General features: G+C 57.7%; 21 protein-coding genes and 1 riboswitch. Of the genes, 12 read left to right on the top strand and 9 right to left on the bottom strand.

The genetic code is table 11. The annotated features are described in order from the left end of the window. Positions 1-75: 75 nt before the first annotated feature. From M5M_RS15665 to M5M_RS15640, 5 genes are all read left to right on the top strand, one after another. Positions 76-414: a tRNA-binding protein gene (locus tag M5M_RS15665; RefSeq protein WP_015048477.1), complete on the top strand. Its 339-nt coding sequence runs from the start codon at positions 76-78 to the stop codon at positions 412-414. 162 nt (positions 415-576) lie between these two features. After that, entirely contained in the window at positions 577-1653 is a 1077-nt protein-coding gene (locus M5M_RS15660; protein WP_015048476.1) for a DUF5700 domain-containing putative Zn-dependent protease, read from the top strand. Between the two features lie 112 nt (positions 1654-1765). Then, positions 1766-2362, top strand: coding sequence for a DUF998 domain-containing protein (locus tag M5M_RS15655; protein WP_015048475.1), 597 nt, complete (start codon positions 1766-1768; stop codon positions 2360-2362). A gap of 155 nt (positions 2363-2517) precedes the next feature. Next, positions 2518-3180: a DUF4386 domain-containing protein gene (locus M5M_RS15650; RefSeq protein ID WP_015048474.1), complete on the top strand. Its 663-nt coding sequence runs from the start codon at positions 2518-2520 to the stop codon at positions 3178-3180. Positions 3181-3547: 367 nt separating this feature from the next. Beyond that, complete coding sequence (locus M5M_RS15640; RefSeq protein ID WP_015048472.1) at positions 3548-4123, top strand: YajG family lipoprotein; 576 nt, start codon at positions 3548-3550, stop codon at positions 4121-4123. 163 nt (positions 4124-4286) lie between these two features. On the opposite strand, the gene M5M_RS15635 is transcribed toward M5M_RS15640, so the two are convergent. Further along, complete coding sequence (locus M5M_RS15635; protein WP_015048471.1) at positions 4287-5993, bottom strand: hybrid sensor histidine kinase/response regulator; 1707 nt, start codon at positions 5991-5993, stop codon at positions 4287-4289. A 72-nt stretch (positions 5994-6065) separates the two neighbouring features. Further along, positions 6066-6161: riboswitch (TPP riboswitch) on the top strand. 66 nt (positions 6162-6227) lie between these two features. Between M5M_RS15635 and M5M_RS15630 the strand changes: the two genes are divergently transcribed. Genes M5M_RS15630 through M5M_RS15615 form a run of 4 tightly spaced genes read left to right on the top strand, consistent with a single transcriptional unit; the run spans position 6228 to position 10120 of the window. Continuing rightward, positions 6228-8357 (top strand): TonB-dependent receptor, encoded by a 2130-nt coding sequence (locus M5M_RS15630; RefSeq protein WP_015048470.1) that lies wholly within the window; start codon positions 6228-6230, stop codon positions 8355-8357. A gap of 11 nt (positions 8358-8368) precedes the next feature. Continuing rightward, positions 8369-8629: a YkoF family thiamine/hydroxymethylpyrimidine-binding protein gene (locus tag M5M_RS15625; RefSeq protein WP_015048469.1), complete on the top strand. Its 261-nt coding sequence runs from the start codon at positions 8369-8371 to the stop codon at positions 8627-8629. 2 nt (positions 8630-8631) lie between these two features. Next, positions 8632-9255, top strand: coding sequence for a nicotinamide riboside transporter PnuC (pnuC, locus tag M5M_RS15620; RefSeq protein ID WP_015048468.1), 624 nt, complete (start codon positions 8632-8634; stop codon positions 9253-9255). 1 nt (position 9256) lies between these two features. Then, on the top strand, positions 9257-10120 hold the full coding sequence (locus M5M_RS15615) for a phosphotransferase (RefSeq protein ID WP_015048467.1): 864 nt from the start codon (positions 9257-9259) through the stop codon (positions 10118-10120). On the opposite strand, the gene M5M_RS15610 is transcribed toward M5M_RS15615, so the two are convergent. From M5M_RS15610 to M5M_RS15590, 5 genes are all read right to left on the bottom strand, one after another. After that, complete coding sequence (locus tag M5M_RS15610) at positions 10121-10324, bottom strand: hypothetical protein (RefSeq protein WP_015048466.1); 204 nt, start codon at positions 10322-10324, stop codon at positions 10121-10123. It abuts the gene before it with no gap. A gap of 65 nt (positions 10325-10389) precedes the next feature. After that, positions 10390-10971 (bottom strand): DUF1287 domain-containing protein, encoded by a 582-nt coding sequence (locus tag M5M_RS15605; protein ID WP_015048465.1) that lies wholly within the window; start codon positions 10969-10971, stop codon positions 10390-10392. Then, the gene (locus M5M_RS15600) at positions 10968-11324 is read right to left on the bottom strand and encodes a SpoIIAA family protein (RefSeq protein WP_015048464.1); all 357 of its coding nucleotides are present in this window, start codon (positions 11322-11324) and stop codon (positions 10968-10970) included. The genes M5M_RS15605 and M5M_RS15600 overlap by 4 nt, the downstream gene beginning before the upstream one ends. Positions 11325-11368: 44 nt before the next feature. Next, positions 11369-11821: a YaiI/YqxD family protein gene (locus M5M_RS15595; protein WP_015048463.1), complete on the bottom strand. Its 453-nt coding sequence runs from the start codon at positions 11819-11821 to the stop codon at positions 11369-11371. Beyond that, positions 11821-12219 carry a hypothetical protein gene (locus tag M5M_RS15590; protein WP_015048462.1) on the bottom strand — a complete coding sequence of 133 codons (399 nt, stop codon included), beginning with the start codon at positions 12217-12219 and terminating at the stop codon, positions 11821-11823. The genes M5M_RS15595 and M5M_RS15590 overlap by 1 nt, the downstream gene beginning before the upstream one ends. Before the next feature lie 88 nt (positions 12220-12307). Between M5M_RS15590 and M5M_RS15585 the strand changes: the two genes are divergently transcribed. Together M5M_RS15585 and M5M_RS15580 are read left to right on the top strand one after the other, a co-directional pair. Then, positions 12308-13477 (top strand): aconitase X, encoded by a 1170-nt coding sequence (locus M5M_RS15585; protein ID WP_015048461.1) that lies wholly within the window; start codon positions 12308-12310, stop codon positions 13475-13477. Then, positions 13478-13918 carry an aconitase X swivel domain-containing protein gene (locus tag M5M_RS15580; RefSeq protein ID WP_015048460.1) on the top strand — a complete coding sequence of 147 codons (441 nt, stop codon included), beginning with the start codon at positions 13478-13480 and terminating at the stop codon, positions 13916-13918. Positions 13919-13965: 47 nt separating this feature from the next. Here the strand turns inward: M5M_RS15580 and M5M_RS15575 are convergent, their stop codons facing one another. From M5M_RS15575 to M5M_RS15565, 3 genes are read right to left on the bottom strand one after another with little or no spacing between them, the layout of a single operon-like run. After that, a complete protein-coding gene (locus M5M_RS15575) occupies positions 13966-14916 on the bottom strand; it encodes a threonine/serine dehydratase family protein (protein ID WP_015048459.1) in 951 nt (316 codons plus the stop codon). Further along, positions 14913-17324: a penicillin acylase family protein gene (locus M5M_RS15570; protein WP_015048458.1), complete on the bottom strand. Its 2412-nt coding sequence runs from the start codon at positions 17322-17324 to the stop codon at positions 14913-14915. The genes M5M_RS15575 and M5M_RS15570 overlap by 4 nt, the downstream gene beginning before the upstream one ends. Continuing rightward, a complete protein-coding gene (locus M5M_RS15565; protein ID WP_015048457.1) occupies positions 17325-18494 on the bottom strand; it encodes an alanine racemase in 1170 nt (389 codons plus the stop codon). A 112-nt stretch (positions 18495-18606) separates the two neighbouring features. Here M5M_RS15565 and M5M_RS15560 point away from each other — a divergent pair, with 112 nt between their 5' ends. Continuing rightward, the gene (locus M5M_RS15560; RefSeq protein WP_015048456.1) at positions 18607-20055 is read left to right on the top strand and encodes a pyridoxal phosphate-dependent decarboxylase family protein; all 1449 of its coding nucleotides are present in this window, start codon (positions 18607-18609) and stop codon (positions 20053-20055) included. Positions 20056-20060 lie beyond the last annotated feature (5 nt).

Genomic DNA, 20060 nt, shown 5'->3' with positions numbered 1-20060 from the left:
GGCCATCCGCTTACTGGCCATGATAGGTTAGAGCCGGCACTTGCCGGCTTTTTCTTTTTTTAGGAGGGTTAGTTTATGGACACCATCAGCTGGGACGATTTTCAGAAAATCGACATTCGCGCCGGCACCATCATTGATGCCCAACCCTTTCCGGAGGCGCGTCGGCCGGCCTACAAACTCACCATTGATTTCGGGCCGGAAATCGGCATCAGGAAATCCAGTGCGCAGATCACCGACTTATACCAGCCGGAAACACTGATCGGCAAACAGGTGCTGGCGGTGGTGAACTTTCCGCGCAAACAAATCGGACCCTTTATGTCGGAGTGCCTCGTCACCGGCCTGCACCAGCCCGACGGTTCAGTGGTTCTGGCCACGACTGACCAGCCACTCGCCAATGGCGCCAAACTGGCCTGAACGACGCATCCGCCAATCCGCAACAGTCAACCTGACTTTATCCTGATCCGGTCTCCTGTGGTAAATTTGGCCCACCCTTCATGCGCCTGCTGCCGATAACATGCCTCCGGCTTTCAGCAACAAGCCATGCCAGTTGTTCCACATGGATGTCAGTCGATCACTATGTTTTTGCGATTCCTTCAATGCATCGTCATCGCCAGTGTGCTGGTTGCAGCGCATGCCCGCGCTGCAGCACTTCCCGCGAGCGAAGGGCCCACTTACGATTTTGCTGCCGCCCAAGCAGCCATTGCGCTCGCCCAACGTTGGCAGGCTGGCCAACCACCCACTGAGCCCCAATGGCAGGCCCTGATCGCCATGGAGGCCTACCAGTTGGTGTTCAGCATTTCTTCATTGACGCCCGATACTTTGAGGCAACGTTTCCGATTGGCGTTTGATCCCGCAGCCACACATGAGTGGAAAAACGTCAGCGAATTCGAGCAACAGGACATTCACCACCTCCGGCGCGCACTGAACGACACCCAGTGGCTGCAAGGCGAAATACGACGCCTGCCACGCGAGCAGGCGCTGGAAAAAAGCATTACTCTGGCCCAGCGCTGGCTGCCTGCCGACAGCACAGGCAAGCCCACCGGTCTTCGCTTTGTGTTCGGACTCTTCGGCCAGAATGCACACGCCAGCGCGCAGGGTGTGGTGATGGATGCCTACCTCAATTACCGTTCGGACCAACACGCCCCCTACGAACTGGGCGCGCATGAACTGCACCACTTTTTCCGTCGCAACATCGCCGTCACCCCCGCGCTTGATCGCGACAGTGTGTTAGATCGACTAGCGGACCACCTGATCCACGAAGGCGTGGCCAACCTCATCGACAAGCAACGTTTCCTGCAACCCGGCTCGCCTTTTTCCCAGGCCATCAAAACCTACTTAAATACTGCAATGACGGCAGCTCCGGACAACATCACTAAACTGAATCAACACCTGGAGACCGCCATCGAAAGTCAACAATTCGACACTTTTTCCGCCGTGCAACAAGACGCTCTGCCTCTATGGGGTCACAGTGTGGGCTGGTACATGACCCAGACAATCGTGCGCGCCGGCCTGGATCAGGCGCTGGCAAACAGCTTGACACAACCACGTGACCTGTTCCGCTTATACAATACCGCTGCGATACAGCTGAATGAAGAGTTGCCGCTGTTTTCCAAAAAAGTACTGCAGGCCTATGCAAAAAGAGCACAGCAATGAATGATTGCTATGTACCGCAAAACGTTTTCATGACACCAAGGTATCATCTGGCGGCCTGTGACACACAGGCTCCCTGTTCATAACCACACTGCAAACCAATGGACATTACACTATGGAGACCATTCTGGCCCTTAGCGGATTGATCGCGTGCATTTGGCTGTGCATTGGTATCGTTATCGCTGCACGGTTTTACCCCGGCTACAGTCACCTGAAACAATTTTGCAGCGAGCTCGGGGCCGATGGTAGTCCGACGCAACGTTTATCACCCATCATCAACAATTATCCATTAGGCGCATTGTTTATCGCCTTTGGCTGTTATGTGCTTGGCAGCCAGCCAGCATACCCGAGCTGGATTATCATCGGCGCCATGATTATTGTGCACGGGGTCGGCACATGGATTGCGGGCTATTTTCCGATGGACAGCGACCCTTATATTAAGCATCCCACACGCATAGGTACTGTGCATGCGACAGCGGGCGCTGTCATGCTGATGTCGCTACTCATTGCTCCATTGGCAGCGATGTTTTCGGACACCGTGCCATTGTGGTTCAGGTGGATTTCCGCGCTGTCTGTGATTGGCTGCATAACATTCACAGTCACTCTCGCGAGCGCTTACCAGAACAAGACCAAACCCGGCCTGCATCAACGCATCAGCTACGGATTTCAATTGGCCTGGCTGGCACTGCTTTCGCTGGAGCTGGCTGTTTAGGGCGCAATCAACACCAATCTTGCCCCGCTAAATTAAGCAATGCCATTCACTTCAACCCGAACCAATGCCTTTTACCCGCAACCCTCGCTCATACGCATGGGCAACTTGTACAATGCCTGATAGCCACCCAATTTCGAGCACAGGCAAAGAACATCATGACACTACAACAATCCGGTGGCGTGGCCGCCATCATCGAAGGCCTTACCTATATTTTCGGCATTGTGCTGTTTCTGATCGTGCTCAATCCCGCCGGCCATGATGGCGCCATGGCTCGTCTGCAGTTCATGACAGAAAACAGTGACCGTTACATTCTGGGTCTGCTCGTGTCCGGGTTTTTATTCAGCTTTGCATTAGTAGTGCTGGTGCAAGCCATACACCAACAACTGGTCGTCGTCGCACCCGATCTCACCCGCTTTGCCACGGTCATCGGTTATTTCTGGGCGGCCGTTGTGTTGGCGTCTGCCATGATCGAGATGGTCAGTATTAACGCACTGGCCGAACTCTTCATTACAGACCCGGATGCCGCGCTGGCCTTACAACGGTCCGCAGGTGTCGTGTCGGGTGGCCTGGGCGGTGATATTGAGCTGATCGGCGCCGTGTGGACCGCGTGTATCAGCGTCATTTGCATCAAGCACAACATCTTCAACCGCTGGTTGAGCTACCTTGGCTTGATGGTTGGCGCGGCCGGGACATTGACGTTACTCAATTTTTTCTCGACCTTTAAAGGCAACCCGGCCGTTGAATGGCTGACGCTCATTTTCGGCCTGGGCCAGATTCCGTGGTTTTTCTGGCTGGGCCTCAGCCTGTATCGACGCTGATTACAAACTGTACATACGCGGCCTTAGTGGGAATAATAACCGTCGGTGCTAACCGACACTACGTCACATCGGCAGTCGATTGCCTCCGACAAAGCGGATTCCGACCGAGCACCCAATTCCCTTGTCGTTTCACTCCTGCCTCAAAGGGGCTAGGATTTTATCAACTGATGATTTACATTGGCGAGATCGGATTCCGGCAACGCCTGACGCGACAACACATCAGCGCTATCCAGTCTTTTCGGTCCATGGTTTTCCCTATGATGCAGGTAAGCGGTCCGCAACACCTTGCACAACCGGAAAAAACGGTCGAAGTTTCCGAGTTAAATAAACAAAAAAATAAGTGTTCAAATTTAACCAAGGTCATTATATGAACGTTAAACACGTGGGTCTTTTATTTCTTGTTCTGGCTAGCGTACTGTCTGGCTGTTCAATCAATCATCCTGTTGCCAAGGACTACCCGGATTATTTAGTAGAACATGGTCAGGTTGGCAACCTGCCAAAAACCTCGCTTGAATCAACCTATGGTATTGACGAGCAGACTGAAAAACACCGGTATGAATTTCGAGCAGCATCCGTCGGATACGCGCATCTTTGGATAGTTGAGTTCGGCAAGATCCTGGAACAGACGCTGAACGCACCCTACGTTCAGGAGTCCTTCGGCAAGTTGGAAAAAGCCTCTGCGACCGACGCAGGAAACGCCATAGAATTCACATTGAATAGTTATGAATTCAAGGACTATCGTGCCTATGTATCTATGAATATCGCCATGTCGAAAAACGGCAAAGAAGTATTGAACAAAAACTACACCAGCGAAGGCTCGTCCAAGGGCGGACAGATGTGGGGGGCTGGGCCGTTTGGCATGAAGAGCGCTACGCTGGATTCGACCCGCTCCGCAATCGATAAAATTTTAACTCAATTTATTAACGATATTCCGCAAGAATAAGCCTCCACTCTAGTAGGCTGGGGCTGTTTGCATCGCGTAAACGCCGCATCGCCTGAAGGCCAGAGATAAATGCACCAGTAATAAAGCCCCGGAAATCCGGGGCTTTATTACTGGCGGAAAGGGGCCAGGTTAATGCCGGCACTCAGTCTGAAGAAGCCCCGGTTCACAAGTCAGCCATTACCTGCAGTAAACCTTCTCGCGATAATGGCTTTGCCAGGTACGAATCCATGCCACTGGCGCTACAGCGGCGCAACTCATCCTCCATCACATGGCCGGTAAGCGCGATTATTTTCGCGGGTCTGAGACCGCGTCTTCGCTCCAGCTCCCGGATCGCGGCGGTGGCCTCATAGCCATCCATCACAGGCATTTCACAGTCCATAAAAATCAGGTCGAATCGGTCCCCTTCAGCCACAGCATCCACCGCCTGGGCGCCGTTGGCCACCATCGTAGGCTGTATCTGATGCCGGGCCAGCAGCCCATTGATCACCATTTGATTAACGGAGTTGCCCTCTGCCACTAACACCCTCAGTTGATTGAGCGCCGGCTGTTCAACCGGGGATTGTGCTTCTGGTCGCGGCCCTTCGGTTGCTTCCAATGGCAGCCACACCGTAAAACAGCTCCCCCGTCCCACCTCGGACGTTACACGGATATTACCCCCCATGGCATCGGCCAGGCCTTTGCAAATAGCCAGACCAAGACCTGTGCCACCGAATTTGCGCGTGACGCTGCTGTCTGCCTGAGTGAAGCGCTCAAATAAACTACTCAAGTGCGCGGCCGGAATGCCTTCGCCGGTATCGGTGACGGAAACCTGCAAACCATCGCGCCAACGGCTGGTGATGGTGACCGAATCCGCGCGTGTGAATTTAAATGCATTGCTCAACAGGTTAACGAGTATCTGCCTGAGCCGCGTGCTGTCCCCCATGATCCATTCGGGCACTGCATCCTCTGTCTCCACATTCAATGCAATGGTGCCAATCTGGTGGCGGAACATCTCCACGACCTGCTGCCCCAACGCCCGCAATTGCACCGGCCGCGATTCCAACTGCAGCATGCCGGCTTCCACCTTTGACCAATCGAGAATGTCGTTAATGACCCCCATCAGATGTTGCCCGCTCTGGTTAATCACACGGGCCAAATGCATTTGCTCAGGCGTTAACGGGGTATCCAATAATAAATCCGCGACACCAAGAACCCCGTTCAGCGGATTGCGGATTTCATGTGACATCTGCGCCAGGAATTGACTCTTGGCCTGATTGGCCGCTTCAGCGCTGGCCTTGGCTTTTTCGAGTTCTACCGTGCGCCTTTGCACCCTTAATTCCAGCATCAGTTGGTGCGCACGCAATTCTTCGTTGGCCTTGGCCAGGGCCTGATTGAGCTCGTGATTCTCGATTTCCGCCGCAATGCGACCGGCGAACAATTCGAACAGTCCACGCACCTGGTCCGGATCACGAATCTCCTGCTTGTACAGCGCCACGATCAACCCCAGGCAGTTGCCGGCACGGTCATACAAAGGCGTCCCGATATAGCCTTCGATGCCCATATCAATCAACAACTGATCCTTGGGGTAGAGTGCGCAAATATTACGCGGGTAGACGCAGATCGTATTGTCCAATACGTCCTGACAAGGCGTGTGCAACAGATCGTATTCCATGTTGTCGGCCAGTTCACCGCCAGCACATAGGGCCAGCGTCTTCACCCGGGTGTCACCCGGCAACAGCCTGCTGATGAAGGTAAAGTCAGAATGGATACTCAACGCCAACTGTTGGGTAATGGCGGCGTAAAAATCTTCGCCGGTACTGTTGGCTATACCGGACATCACCTTGGGGATGGTGTTGCGGTAGTAATCCAGCTCGACAACCGTTGCGGTCATGGCCGCCCTCCGCCTTAGCATTATCTCCTGAGTATAGACAAGCTGACGCAAACACCTGCAGCTGGTACCATAGCGCCCGCCAAGGGGTGTCTGGCCTACCAGACTGAGATCACACCCTTGAACCTGATCCGGCTAGTACCGGCGTAGGAATAGGCACACAGGCTTTCGCCTTTCTGTTTGACCCCCGCGCATGACCGCCGGATCTCACTTCTTAATGAATTGAGGTCCATGTAAATGACTGAATATCGCTTAATAGTATCCGGCCTGGCGCTGGCCATCGCCGGCCAGGTGGCTGCCGCGCCACTGGAAGAAATCACTGTCACCGCCGATTTCCGCGACACCACCTGGCAGGAGGTCCCCAGCTCCATCACGGTGATCGACCAACAAGCCATGCGCGATGAAAGTGCGCGCCACTTTGAGGACGTGCTCAACAGCGTGGCCAACCTGAACTGGTCCGGCGCCACCAGCCGCCCGCGTTACTTCCAGATTCGCGGCGTCGGTGAGCAGGAAGATTACCAAGGCGCCCCAAACAGTTCTGTGGGCTTTATGGTGGATGACGTCGACCTGTCAGGCCTCGGCATGGCCGCCAGCACCTTCGACATCCAGCAGATTGAAGTCTTGCGCGGCCCGCAAAGCACTCGCTTTGGCGCCAACGCCCTGGCCGGCATGATCCGGCTGAAAAGCGAAGACCCCACTGACACCTTTGCCGTGAACGGCCAGGTGACCCTGGGTCAGGATGATCAGCAAGGCCTGGGCCTGAGCGTGTCCGGCCCGGCCGGCGAACAACTGAGCTACCGCCTGGCGGTGGAATCCCAGCAGCAAAATGGATACCGCGACAACGCCTATCTCGGCCGCGATGACACCAACGGCCGGGACGAGCTGACCACGCGCGCCAAACTGCGTTGGGACGCCACTGACAACCTGCGCATCGACCTGAATTACCTCTACGCCAGACTGGACAACGGCTACGACGCCTGGACGCTGGACAACAACGGCTTTGATACGCTCACCGATAAGCCCGGTACCGACAACCAGACCACCCAGGGCGCCAGCCTGAAAATCGAATGGGCGACTGATGAGGTGGCGCTCACCGCGATTACCTCGCTGGCTAATACAGAGCACCAGCACGCCTATGACGGCGACTGGGCCAACCCGGACTACTGGGCCGCAAAAACCTGCACCGCCTACGACGACGATTGGAACCCGGTGGGCACCGAGCCCTGCGTGTACGATTACATATGGGACAAACAAGCCGAACGCGACACCCTGAGCCAGGAGTTCCGTCTTGCCTCCACAGAAGCCAGCCGCCTGTTTAATGGCAGCACCGATTGGCTGCTCGGCATTTACGGTCGCACGCTGGAAGAGGACAACGACCTCTATTCCGAATACAACAGCTGGCCCGATGAAGTACTGGCCTCTGAATATCGCGCCACCAACACCGCGGTCTTTGCCCAGACGGATTCCGACCTGGGCGCGGGCTGGGCACTGTCGGTGGGCCTCCGCTCGGAAACGCGCAATGCCAAATACGAAGACTCTAACAACGACAATTTCTCACCCTCCGAATCCATGTGGGGCGGTCATCTGGCGCTGACGAAAGTGCTGTCCGACAGCCACACCAGCTATGTGCGTCTGGCGCGCGGCTACAAAGCCGGTGGCTTTAACATGACCCTGCCACCGGCACTGGCTGACAAAAAAACCTTTGATGCCGAGACCTTGTACAACGCCGAGTGGGCCCTGAAATCCAACTGGGCCGAAGGCCGTGCGCACACCACCGTGACGCTGTTTTACATGGACCGGCAGGATCAACAGGTGGCGGCGTCGCTGCAGGACCCGGACGATCCGCAGCGCTTCATTCTGTTCACCGAAAATGCCGGCAGCTCCGACAATTACGGCGCAGAGTTTGAAGGCCGCATCAGCGCCACCGAGCAGATCGAATTTTACGGCAGCGTGGGCTACCTGCAGGCGCAGTATGGCGACTATGTGTACCAGGACAAATACGGCAGCCCGGTGGATTTATCGGGCCGCGACCTGGCACACGCGCCGCGCTGGACTTACAGCGCCGGCATGAGTTTCCGCAGCCTCGGCTGGTTTGCCAACCTGAGCCTGAACGGCAAGAGCGCGTTTTATTATTCCGACAGCAACGATTCCCGCTCACAGGCCTACACCCTGTTCAACGCGCGCGTGGGCTATGAAGCGCAATCCTGGGCACTGTATGCCTGGGGTCGCAACCTCACGGACGAGCGCTATGGCGTACGCGGATTTTACTTTGGTAATGATCCGTCGGAAGATTGGGCCGACACCCAATACATCCGCTTTGGCGATCCGCGCCAGATTGGCGTGACCGCACAACTGCACTTTGATTGAGGCAACAGCAAATGCAACTCACCGCGGAAATATCCCTGTATCCACTGCGCGACGACTACATCGAGCCGATCAAATGGTTTATCGGACGGCTCGATCAGTACCCTGGCATCACCCGCGTGACCAATGCCATGGCCACGCAGGTGAGTGGTGATTACGACGCGGTCATGCAGATGCTCGGCGTCGAAATGAAAGCCGCACACGAACGCTTTGGCCGCGCCGTGTTCGTGTGCAAGTTCATCAACGGCGCACTCGACCTTTCCCACAGGCAATAACCGTGGAGTGGATCAACGCCCTGTTGCGCGACGCCAGCGCACTGAGTCAGTGGGAAGCCCTCGCCGTGGTACTGGCATTGGCCTATGTACTGCTGGCCGCCAAAGAAAGTCTTTGGTGCTGGCCGGCGGCACTGTTCAGCACTGCCATTTACACGGTGATTTTCTGGGAAGTGTCGCTGCTGATGGAATCACTGCTGAACGCCTACTACATGGCCATGGCCGTGTACGGCTTTATGGTGTGGCGTCGGGATGACAAGGGCAAGCCCAAAGCCATCCAGAGCTGGCGCTGGCAACGGCACGTGTTGTGGGTCGCATTGATGGCCGCCATTGCCATGGTGGCAGGCTTCGTGATGTCCACTTATACCCACGCCGATTATCCCTGGCTGGATGCCGCCACCACCGTGTTTGCCGTCTTTGCCACCTGGCTGGTCGCGCAGAAGGTGCTGGAAAACTGGCTCTACTGGATCGTAATCGACATAGTGTCGATCTATCTGTACCTGAATAAGGGCTTGCTGCTCACCAGTGCGCTGTTCGTACTGTATGTGGGTATTGCCGCCGCTGGCTACTGGCTCTGGTACCAACGCCTGCACCCGCGCCAGCCACACGTAGCACACCGCCCGGCCTGACATGCTGCCTGAATTTGCCGACCCACTGCTGCACGCCGAACTGGCGGACGCGGGCATCCACGGCCTCAAGCCGGTGGCGCCCCTGTGCATGGGCACCAGTAACCAGAACTTTCTGGCCACAAGCCAGGGCGAGAGCTGGGTGCTGCGGGTCAACAGCCGGCATACCACCGAACTCTGCCCGCGCGAGCGGGAAGTGGCCTGCTGGCGCTTGGCCGCAGCGGCCGGACTGGCGCCGGAACTGCGTTTTGTCAGTGGTGACTACCGCTACTATCTGAGCCGCTATGTGCACACTGAACCGCCCTGGCACAAGCGCTACCCGAACGACCTGAAAACCGTGCGCATGTTGCACGAACTGCTCACCAGCCTGCAGTTTTTACCGAAAACCGCGCGGGTGATCACGCCGGCAACCCAGTGGCAACATTACCGTGACCTGCTCGCGCAATACGCGCCCACGTTCGATGCCCATCAGCGGGAAGCTTTTAACGCCTTGCTGGCACAAGAGGATAAAATTGAAGAGGCCATCGCGGGCTTGCAGGACTCACAACAATTGAGCTTCTGCCATCGCGACCTGAACCCGCACAATTTACTGGTACATCAAGACCGTTTGGTGTGCATCGATTTTGAATACAGCTGTGTGAGTGACCGACGAGTGGATCTGGCCACCTTGCTCGCGTGCCACACGCTCACCAACGATCAGGCCCGGCGTTTGCTGCAACTGCAATCCTATGGTGTCAGCGCGCGCGAACTGGCCTGGGCCCGTCAGGTGTATTGGGCCTATGCCGCCTCCTGGTCATTGATCATGTGGCACAAAGGTGTGGGCAGTCCGAATTGGATCCGCGACGCGCTCTATCAGCTGCACGCCTGATTATTCTGCCTTTTTCAATGCCTCGCGCTCGCGCTGGTAGTCTTCATAGGACTGACTGTTCTGCTGCAGGCATTCATCAACCTGTGATTCCGGCCGCTGGTAGCATTCGCGCTCGTTGTTGTACTGGGCACCGTCGTAGATCTGCTTGTTGGAACAGGCACTCAGGCACAGGGTCAGCGCGAAAAACATAAACAGACGTGGCATTGTTTCATTCCTTGAACGGGTTGGAGCCTTGGACTTCGCAGGCGCGCGTTAGTTCCACCGCGGCATCAGTGTAAATACCGGTAGTGGCCGGTAATGGGGTAATCGAACAGGCGGTCTTCTTCTTTGGGTCCGGCACCGATGTTGTGGATAATCCACGGCCGTTCACCGGTTTTCTTGTCGGACACAATGCCGATGTGCGGTAAGTTGCCAGGCAACATCCAGGTCACCAGATCACCGGGCTGGTAGTCCGATGGCGTGTCCGTAACCGGCAACACCGCGCCCGCATAGCTGAAAAACGCCTGCAAATTAGGCACCCGCCGGTGATCGATATTGCGGTCAGTGCGGGTTAACCCCCACAACCGCTTAGACGGATAGGCATCAAAGCGCTGCTGCATGTCTTCATGCACCAACACCTGCAAATCGATGCCCAAGGCGCGGTAACTGCGGATGACCACATCGGTACACACACCGATGTTTGCCGGCACGTCGCCGCCCGGATAATCAATGGCGAGATAACGGCCGTCGTAGGTCACACTGTGTTGGGTGCGTTCGCGCGCTGCGTCCACCAACTGCGCTGGTGAAATGGCCGCCAATACCGTGGGCCACCCCAAGGCGCAGGCCAACAGGAAAAGGCCGATACGCATCATGACAACCAATCCATTGCCGCGACTTTTGAATCAAAATAATGCAAGGGTACGGAGACAATAGGGATCGCGGTTTGCACGCACCAACGGTGCCAGTCGCCCTCGCCCACAATCGCCACCCGCCGATAGGGGTGCGAGGCCAGGCACATACAAAGCACGCTGAGGGCGGCATTACCGCAGCCGGACACATCCAGGCACAGGTCAATGCGCTCATCATCCACACTCTTGCGGGCGAGCTCCAACAACGGCGCTACCCGGGCGAAATCCTCATCGTCCGGGCGCCCCACCGCCCACAGCTGCACACACAAACCGCGCTCGGTGAGCTCCATTTCGTATTTAAAGCCTTTGCGCGCCATCGGGCACCCGCTTTGCCAGTTACTTCCTAACCTTAGCTGCTGGCTCAACGCTTTGCCCGTTTGGCCAGCCAGCGATCGAGTTGATCGGCAAAGGCTTTGCGATCAGCCTGGCTGAATGGCGGCGGCCCACCGGTCTGCACGCCACTGGCGCGCAGGGTATCCATAAAGTCGCGCATGTTCAGGCGCGCCTTGATGTTGGCCTGGGTATAGCGCTCGCCACGGGGGTTGATGGCATCGGCGCCCTTTTGCAACACTTCATCGGCGAGTGGAATATCCTGGGTTACCACCAGATCGCCGGGGCTCAGGCGCTGGACGATCTCATTGTCGGCCACATCAAAGCCCTGACTCACCTGCAGTGACGTGACCCAACGGCTATTGGGTGTACGCATGGCCTGATTAGCCACCAGCGTCACCATCACCTGCGCGCGCTCGGCGGCGCGGAACAGGATTTCCTTTATCACTTGCGGACAGGCGTCCGCATCCACCCATATGGTCATCAACTGAATCCTGTGAAAGGGGACAAATCAGGCGCCAACACCATCATTGGCAACCAGCCTGCAGAGGCCAGCAGCGGTGAACCCAGAACGACCAACGCAACGCTGAAGCCGCACAACACCAGGAAATTGCGCCGCTCAAACTGGCAGTGACTGGCCAGGATCAGACAAGATTCGTGACAGAATGCCACCCACCGGTCCCAACGCGTCAGCCACTGGGCCCAAAGATCCCGGCCCCAATAAGCCACAAACGCCATGGCCAGCTCAATGCCTATCAGGTCCGCCATGATGATGATCTCAATGGCAAAGGGCGCCAGACACAACAACAGCGCCCAAAGCGCTGCCCGGCGCCAGAAACCCGGGGTCCGGATCCCGGCCTGAAGCGTTTGCATCCATTTCATTTGACACGTCCTTTTATTTTTTTGCACTAAAGTACAATTTAAGTTATGGTGCTTATTCAGCAGCTAAGATGGCGGCGAGACACCCAAAATGCAACTCACCGATAAACAACAGGCCTGGCTGGACGGCAGCCTGGGCCCGGAATTCGCCCAGTGCATGGCGACGCTGGTGCGCTACGGTGAAGCCTTTGGTGCCACCCGGCTGGTGCCCATCGTGAGCGCGCACCTTACCGGCAGTTTTAAAATTGCGTCCTTCAAAGGCTATTACGCCGTGGTGGAAAAGCTGGTAGCCGCCGGACTCAAAGTAAAAGTACCGACCACCGCCAATCCCCGCCCTGGCTACGATTTCAGTCTGCAGAACCGGTTGGTATTGCGTGGCCAACAACAACACGAGCAGAACCTGGAAGCCTTGGGTGTGACACCCAACTATTCCTGCGTGTGTTACCACGAGGCCAATATACCCCGCTTTGGCGATATTCTCGGCTGGGCCGAAAGCTCCGCGATTATTTACGCCAATTCAGTGATCGGTGCGCGCAGCAACCGCAACTCCATTCTGGTGGATATCTGTCAGGCCATTACCGGTCTTACGCCGGAATTCGGTTTTCTGCTGGACCAGAACCGGGCCGGCCAGATCCGCGTCAAGCTCGACATACAGGTGATGGACGCCGCCGCGCTCGGTTTTATTCTGGGCAAACGGTGCGTGGACAAAACCCCGGTACTCGATCACTACCCTTTCTCAGCCACCGAGCTGAAAAACATGGGTGGCGCCATGGCTGCGAGCGGCAGCGTCTCGTTATTCCACGTGCTGGGTCTGACCCCGGAAGCACCCGATGAAGCCACCGCGTTTCGGGGACGCGAACCGGAACAGGTCATCACCATCACCCAGGCCGATTTAACCGCGGTGCGCGCCAATCAGGAAATACAGAACGCATCCAAAATCGTTGCCTTTGGCTGCCCGCAAATGACGCTGGAAGAAGCGCTGGCGACCGGCGAACATTTTGTTGGTAAAAAAGTCAAAAAGCGCACGCTGTTTCATCTTGTGCCAGCCGACCTGCGGCGCTTGGAAAAATTGCCGATGCACCGGGCGCTATTAGAGGCAGGCGTCGAATTGTATGCGCATTGCCCGCTGGCCGGCCTGTCTGTGCGCATCGGGCTCGGCTCGCAACAGGTGCTCACCAATTCCGGCAAGCTTTATTACTATCTCGACGGCACCGAGTACGGCGACCTGTCTGAGTTGCTGGCCGTGTGCGGAGTCCTGTAAATGAACAACCTAATTCAGGGCCGCGTCATTCTCGCGGGCAACGCAAAAGGCCCGGCACTGGTGACCGATCAGCCCATCAACTTCACCGCCGCCCATTGCAAACCGGCGAATTTATTGCCGGGCAAAAAATCACGCATGCATGACCGCCATCACCCGCTTTACCGCGCCGAAAGCCGTGGCAAAATTCTGGTATTTCCTTCCTGTATTGGCAGCACCCACACGGGCCTGGTACTGCTCGACCTGGTGAGCCAGGGCATAGGCCCGGCCGGGCTGATTGTGGGGGAGGCAGATTCACTGCTGGTGTCCGGCGTGACCCTGTCGGCGGTGTGGTTTGAGCGTTCGATTCCGATTATCGCATTGCCCGAGGGGCTGTCGCAGGCCAACTTCACCACCGGCCAAACCATTACTATCGATACCCAGGGCTTACTGACGTTGAGCTGACGAACACTGGCCGTACAACCGCGCAAAAGACAGATCGCGGCCGACAATCAAAACGGTAGCTGCCCCAACTCCACATTACCGCCGCTGAGAATGACCGCCACCCTGCGCCCGGCAAAGCGCGCGGGGTTTTCCAGGATGGCCGCAATGGGCACTGCCGACGAGGGTTCGATAATAAGCTTGGTGCGGGTCCACACCAAGGTCATGGCCTCCACTATGGCGGCTTCACTCACGGTCAGCACCTCATCCACATAGTCGCAGATAATCGGAAAGTTGGCTTCCCCCACCAGAGTGCGCAAGCCATCAGCGATCGTGTTCGGCTTGGCGTCGGTAACGCGCTGTTTGCTGTTAAACCCACGCGCACAATCATCGGCACCCTTGGGCTCTGTGCCTATCACTGTCACGCCGGGCGCCACGGATTTGCTGTACAGGGCGGTGCCGGCCAACAGCCCACCGCCGCCCACGGGCGCGAGTATAAATTCCGGTAACGGCTGCCCCTGTTCAGCCAGTTGCTGATAAAGCTCCAATGCAGCCGTGCCCTGACCGGCAATGATGCGTTCGTCATCATAGGGCGGAATAAATTGCGCACCGGTCGCCTGCACGGTTTTTTCCAAGGTTGATTCGCGCGCGGCGAGTGTGGGTTCACATTCAATGATCTGAGCGCCGTACGCCGCCACTGCATCTTTCTTTACCTGCGGCGCGTTCGCCGGCATCACCACCCAACAGGGGATGCCGCGTTCGCGCGCGGCAAAGGCGAGTGCTGCACCGTGGTTGCCCGAGGAATGGGTCGCCACACCCTTGCTCGCCTCGGCCTCCGTTAGCTGCAATACGGCATTCGCTGCACCGCGCGCTTTGAACGCGCCCACTTTTTGCAGGTTTTCACATTTCAGAATCACTTCACAGCCCAAGCGCTCATTGAGCAGACGGCTATGCATGACTGGCGTTGTGTGAATCTGATGCTGGATGCGGGCATAGGCGTCGATAATGTGTTGTCCGTTCATTGCGCAGGTTCCAGAATGAGTTGGCGAAAAACTGTCCCGTCGACGTTGGCCTCGGCTTCGCCGCGCTGCTGAATCGGATCGGCAGGGCGAACGATCGGTAACAAATCACCCGCCAACCAATGCGGCCATTGATCGGCGTAGTGATCGCTCAACGGATGCCCGGATTGTCCGCCGGGCATCACCGAGGCAGCATGGATGGTTGCGTCCAATTCTGCCACTACCCGCACAGTGGCGCCATTGCGGACCTGAAACGGTCGGTCGTAGCGGTAATTCGCCCGGCCCACCGCTGCCGGCGTGCCGCCCCAAGGGGCAGGTTGCGCGTTCAACACGCCGGCCAGCACCGGTAGCGCTTGCGCCAACTCGTGCGGCGCCTGCGCCCGCTGCAATCGATCCAGTCGCCACTGCGCCACGTTATTGCCCAATTGCTTTTCGAGCATTGCAAGGGCTTGCGCCAACGCCCGATCAATGGTTTGCGCGCGCTGACCCTGCCACCACTGGGCGTGCCGGTCGCTGGCAATCAGCACATCCAGGGCCTGGTTGAGCACATAATTTTGCTTGATCAGGGCATCGTAGTCTTCGCCCAGTCGCGATTTGAAAACCGTTTCGGCCAGGCACAGATACCACTGCTGGAACACCAGAGCTTCCACCGAGTCTGCGGCCGCCACCGGATTTTTCAGCCACTGCGCGAACCGTGTACGCCAGGCCGCGTGCTCCGGTGACAAGGACGGCAACAGGTGTGGCAACAACCACGCCGCCTGGCCGTCGTACCAATCCATTTGCAGCGCGGCCATGCGCGCAGGCGTCATGGCCTCCGCTGCCGCCAGCTGCGACTGAATGCGGGCGATGCGATAGGGCGCGGCGTTATCCGCCGACACCAAGGGCATTTCACCCGCGGCGTGAACCCGAGCATTGGCCGCCGCCACAAAACCCTCGGCGGGATTTTCCAATCGGGGCGTGGCCGACACCGGCACCCAGCCACGCCAGGCGTTCGATCCGTTGCTGCCATCCTGCGGATATAGACCCTGCCCCCTGCCGCGCAGGGGCAGTACACCAGCCGTGCGAAAACCGATGGTGCCGTGCACGTCGGCATAAGTGGCGTTCAGGGTGGGCGCCAACAAGGTGTCGGCCGCGCGATTGAATCCCTGCCAATCGGTGGCGCGATTGATCGCCAATAGTGCCCCTAAACCTTTTTCGCCTGGATGATGACCGGTCCAGGCAAAACTGATAGGCGGATCTTCGCTGATCAGGGGTCCGTGGCGCGACAGCTTGCGCGTGTGCGCTACCCTGGAGCCATCCGCCAAGGTGAGTGTGCGCGTCTGCACCTCCGCGGCAACCCACTCGCCGTCGTATAAAAATGTGTCCTGTTGCTCGGGGTGCCGGGTTTCAATAAACAGATCCTGAGTATCGCCAATATTGGTAAAGCCCCAGGCAATGGCTTCGTTGTAGCCATTGATGACACCGGGCAACCCCGGTACCGACCAGCCGCGGATCTGTTCGCCCCGTCCGAAAAATAAATGCAGCTCGTAAAACAAATTCGGCAGTCCCAGCGCGTCGTGCGAATCAAACGCAAACAGCGGTTTGCCCGTCGCACTTTTTGCCGGCGCCACCACCCAGCCGTTGCTGCCAAAAGCACCCCGGGGCAAGCGCGGATTGCGGGCGGGATCGAGCAAGGCGGTCTGCGCGAACAGGTGCGCGGGCACCTCACCGGGGATTACCTCCCCGTTCTGCTCTGCCGCCCGGCCGGCAGTCGCAATGACAAACGGATAATCCGCGCGATCGGAAAAGTCGTCCAAAAATAACGCAAAGTCATCGTCGCTTAGCTTGTGCCTGAGCGCCAGACGCAATAATTCTTTGGTGTAATTATTGCCACTCTGAAACGCAATGATCGCGCCCACGGCAAACACATCCTCAACAGTCCAGTCTTCCGGCTGGTAACCTAACAGCAGTAATTCGGGCGGCAGCACGGCATAACGGGCGAGTCCGGCGTTAATGCCCTGCACGTAGGCCCGCACCCACTCGAGCACCTCGGGCTCCACGTTGACTGATAATGCCTCAGCTAATTGCGGCACCCCCATGCGCCAGAGCTCGGCATCGGTTGCCAAGCCATCGCGATCAAACAACCTATGCAAGTCTGCACGGCCGGCCAGACGCAATAACTCCATTTGCCACAAACGTTCACTGGCGTGCAACACACCTTGGGCATACAGAGCATCCTTCAGGTTGGCGGCGTGCACAAAGGGTCGGGCGTAGTCATCAAAGCGAATTGCAATGGGGCTGGAAATTCCCCGGACCTGTAAGGTCGACTGACGCGGCAACAGTGACGCCTGCAGCAGCCAGTAAACACAACCGATCAGGATCAGCAAAAGCACCAGGGAAAACGGGACTAACCGCCGGCATAAAAATCGCATTCAGACTCCCGTCACGTCTGGGTGTTCGGACACTTCATTACTCATCACCGGCCAGGCTTGCATTGAACGGTCCTCATTCAAAACCCACAGGTCGCCAAATTGCAGCATCACGGCCTCGCTTTGCGTGGGCCGGAAAAAGACATAGTCATCGGGGCCGCAAGGCGTTTGTGCGGGTAAGGTCATTAACTGTTGATTCGAGCTCAGACCGTACCAGGGTTGGGTCGCCATCGCCTCCGGCCAACAAGGTTTCGCCATCCAGCGCCCACCGTACAAAAACAGGCTGTCGCGACCGCCCAACGGCGACGCCAACCGACCCACAAACGGCAAGGTCACACCCCGCAAGCGTTTTAATACCGGTGCGGCAATCAACAACGCCGGCGTAAACACGGCCAATTGCGGCAGGTCAAAATCGGTGGGTTTAAGCAAACAGGATCCCAGACTGAAATCGTTTGCCACACTGCCTGCTCCATGCAGCGGCAACGTCGGGCTGCCGGCACCGTTGAGCAAACGACGCTGATGCGGCGCCAGCAGCCCGATAAATTCCCTGTAGCGGTCCTGACTCTGGCGGTAGGCGCGCCGACTGCCGCCCCACCACCAAGGCGCTTTTGCAACCTGGGCGTCATAACCCATCAGGCCCTCAAGCTCGAGTGCTTCGGGCCAACGGGCCAGCAGCTGTTGCAGCTCATAAGGTGACCGGACACCGCCCCGGGCCATGCCAACATCCACTTCCACTGCAACCCTGAGCCGCAGGCCATGCGCCCGGGCAAATCCGGCATAGGCGTCTATCCGCTCAGCAGAGTCTACCAACCAACACGCCGACGCCAACCGCTCGGCACCGACGCCGGCCGCCAACAGACGCGTGAGCACCAGCACCGGCATGGGTTTGCCCAGTAGCACATCGGCATCCGGCATAGCCGACAGTAACTGTTGCAGAAAGGGCCAATGAAATACCATGAAACGACGGGTGCCCATGCGCTGACTCAACCAACGCAGCAGCGGCAGGCACGGCAACGACTTCACCACCAGGCGCAGGGGCTGCCCGGGAAACAAGCCGCAGGCCCGATCGGCATTGGCACCCAGGCGCTGCAGGTCCAGCAGCAATCTTGGCCGGCCATCGCCGTGCTGCTGCAACACTTGCCGATAAAGGGTGAAATCATCGTTTGGACTCATAGGTGCGTACACTGTATCAGAACGTCACAAACGAATTATTGCACATTCGTACTATTTAAAGTAGAGTGAAAGCTGAACATTTTTCACCCGATATAAAAACCTGGAGCACCCCATGGCATTGCCGAAAACCGGCCGCAACCCACAGGAACTGTTGAACGAGCTGGAGCGCCGCAAGCAGCACGATCTGGACTGGGCCGACGGCCGGGTATTCGCCTATGTGTACGATGCCGGCGACACCGCCATGAAACTGCTGAAAGACAGTTTTACCGCCTTCATCACCGAAAACGGCCTGGACCCCACCACCTTCCCGTCTGCCATGGAATTGGAAAAAGAAGTGCTGGCCATGGCCATCGACCTGGTCAACGGTGGCCCGGAGGCCCAGGGCAGCTTCACCTCCGGTGGTACCGAAAGCCTGCTGCTGTCTATCAAAACCGCGCGCGACTATATGCGCGAACACAAGCCGGAAATCACCGAACCAGAGCTGCTGTTGCCGGAAACCGCGCACGCGTCTTTCTTCAAGGGCTGTCATTATTTCGATATCAAACCGGTGCGGGTGCCGGTGGACCCGGTCACCTTCAAGGCCGATCCCGCCGCCATGGCCGCGGCCATCACCCCCAATACCATCATGATGGTGGGCTCGGCGCCGGGTTACGCCCACGGCGTGGTGGACCCCATTGCCGAACTGGGCCAACTGGCGCTGAAGCACGACATTCTGTTCCATGTGGATTGCTGCGTGGGCGGCATGTACCTGCCGTTTGCGAAAAAGCTCGGCTACGACATTCCCGACTTTGACCTGGGCGTGCCCGGCGTTACCCAGCTCAGCATGGACTTTCACAAATGGGGCTACGCCGCCAAGGGCGCCTCGGCCATCATTTACAAGCAGGGCGCTAAAATGCGCCGGCACCAGATTTTTGCCTGGTCCGGCTGGACCGGCTACTCGGTGGTGAACCCCACCATCATGTCCACCAAAAGTGCCGGCCCCGTGGCGGCTTGTTGGGCGATCATGAATCACCTGGGTGAGGAAGGGTATCTGAAGCTGGTTGAAGGCACCCAGGCTGCCTCAGTGAAGATCCGCGAGGCCATTGCCGCTATCCCTGAGCTGTACGTGTTGGGCGACCCCAAAGCCAACCTGTTTTCCTTTGCCAGTAAAACACTGGACGTGTTTGCCCTGTCTGAGGTGATGAAAGCCAAGGGCTGGTACATTCAACCCCAGTTCGGCTTTGGCCCCTCCCCTGCGAATATCCACCTGAGCGTGGGCAACGGCAATGTGCCGCGCATCGACGCCTTCCTGCGCGACCTGCAGGACGCGGTCGCGCAACTGCGCGACGCCGCCCAAGGCCCTTCACTAACCGAAATGCCGGAAGAGATCGGCGCCCTGCTGCAAAGCCAGGGCGATGCCGGCCACGCCCTGTTCGATCAGCTTACCGGGCTTCTGGGCTCCGACGGCAGCGCCCTGCCCGGCCGGATGGACGAAATCAACAACCTGCTCAATGTGATGCCACATGAGATTCGCGACAAATTGCTGTCAGAATTTGTCAATCGCCTCTACCGCGCGCAATAATCGCG

The sequence above is a fragment of the Simiduia agarivorans SA1 = DSM 21679 genome (assembly GCF_000305785.2).
GTDB lineage: Bacteria > Pseudomonadota > Gammaproteobacteria > Pseudomonadales > Cellvibrionaceae > Simiduia > Simiduia agarivorans.
Note: the sequence above shows the minus strand (reverse complement) of the source record. Positions and strands in the feature narration are given on the sequence as shown.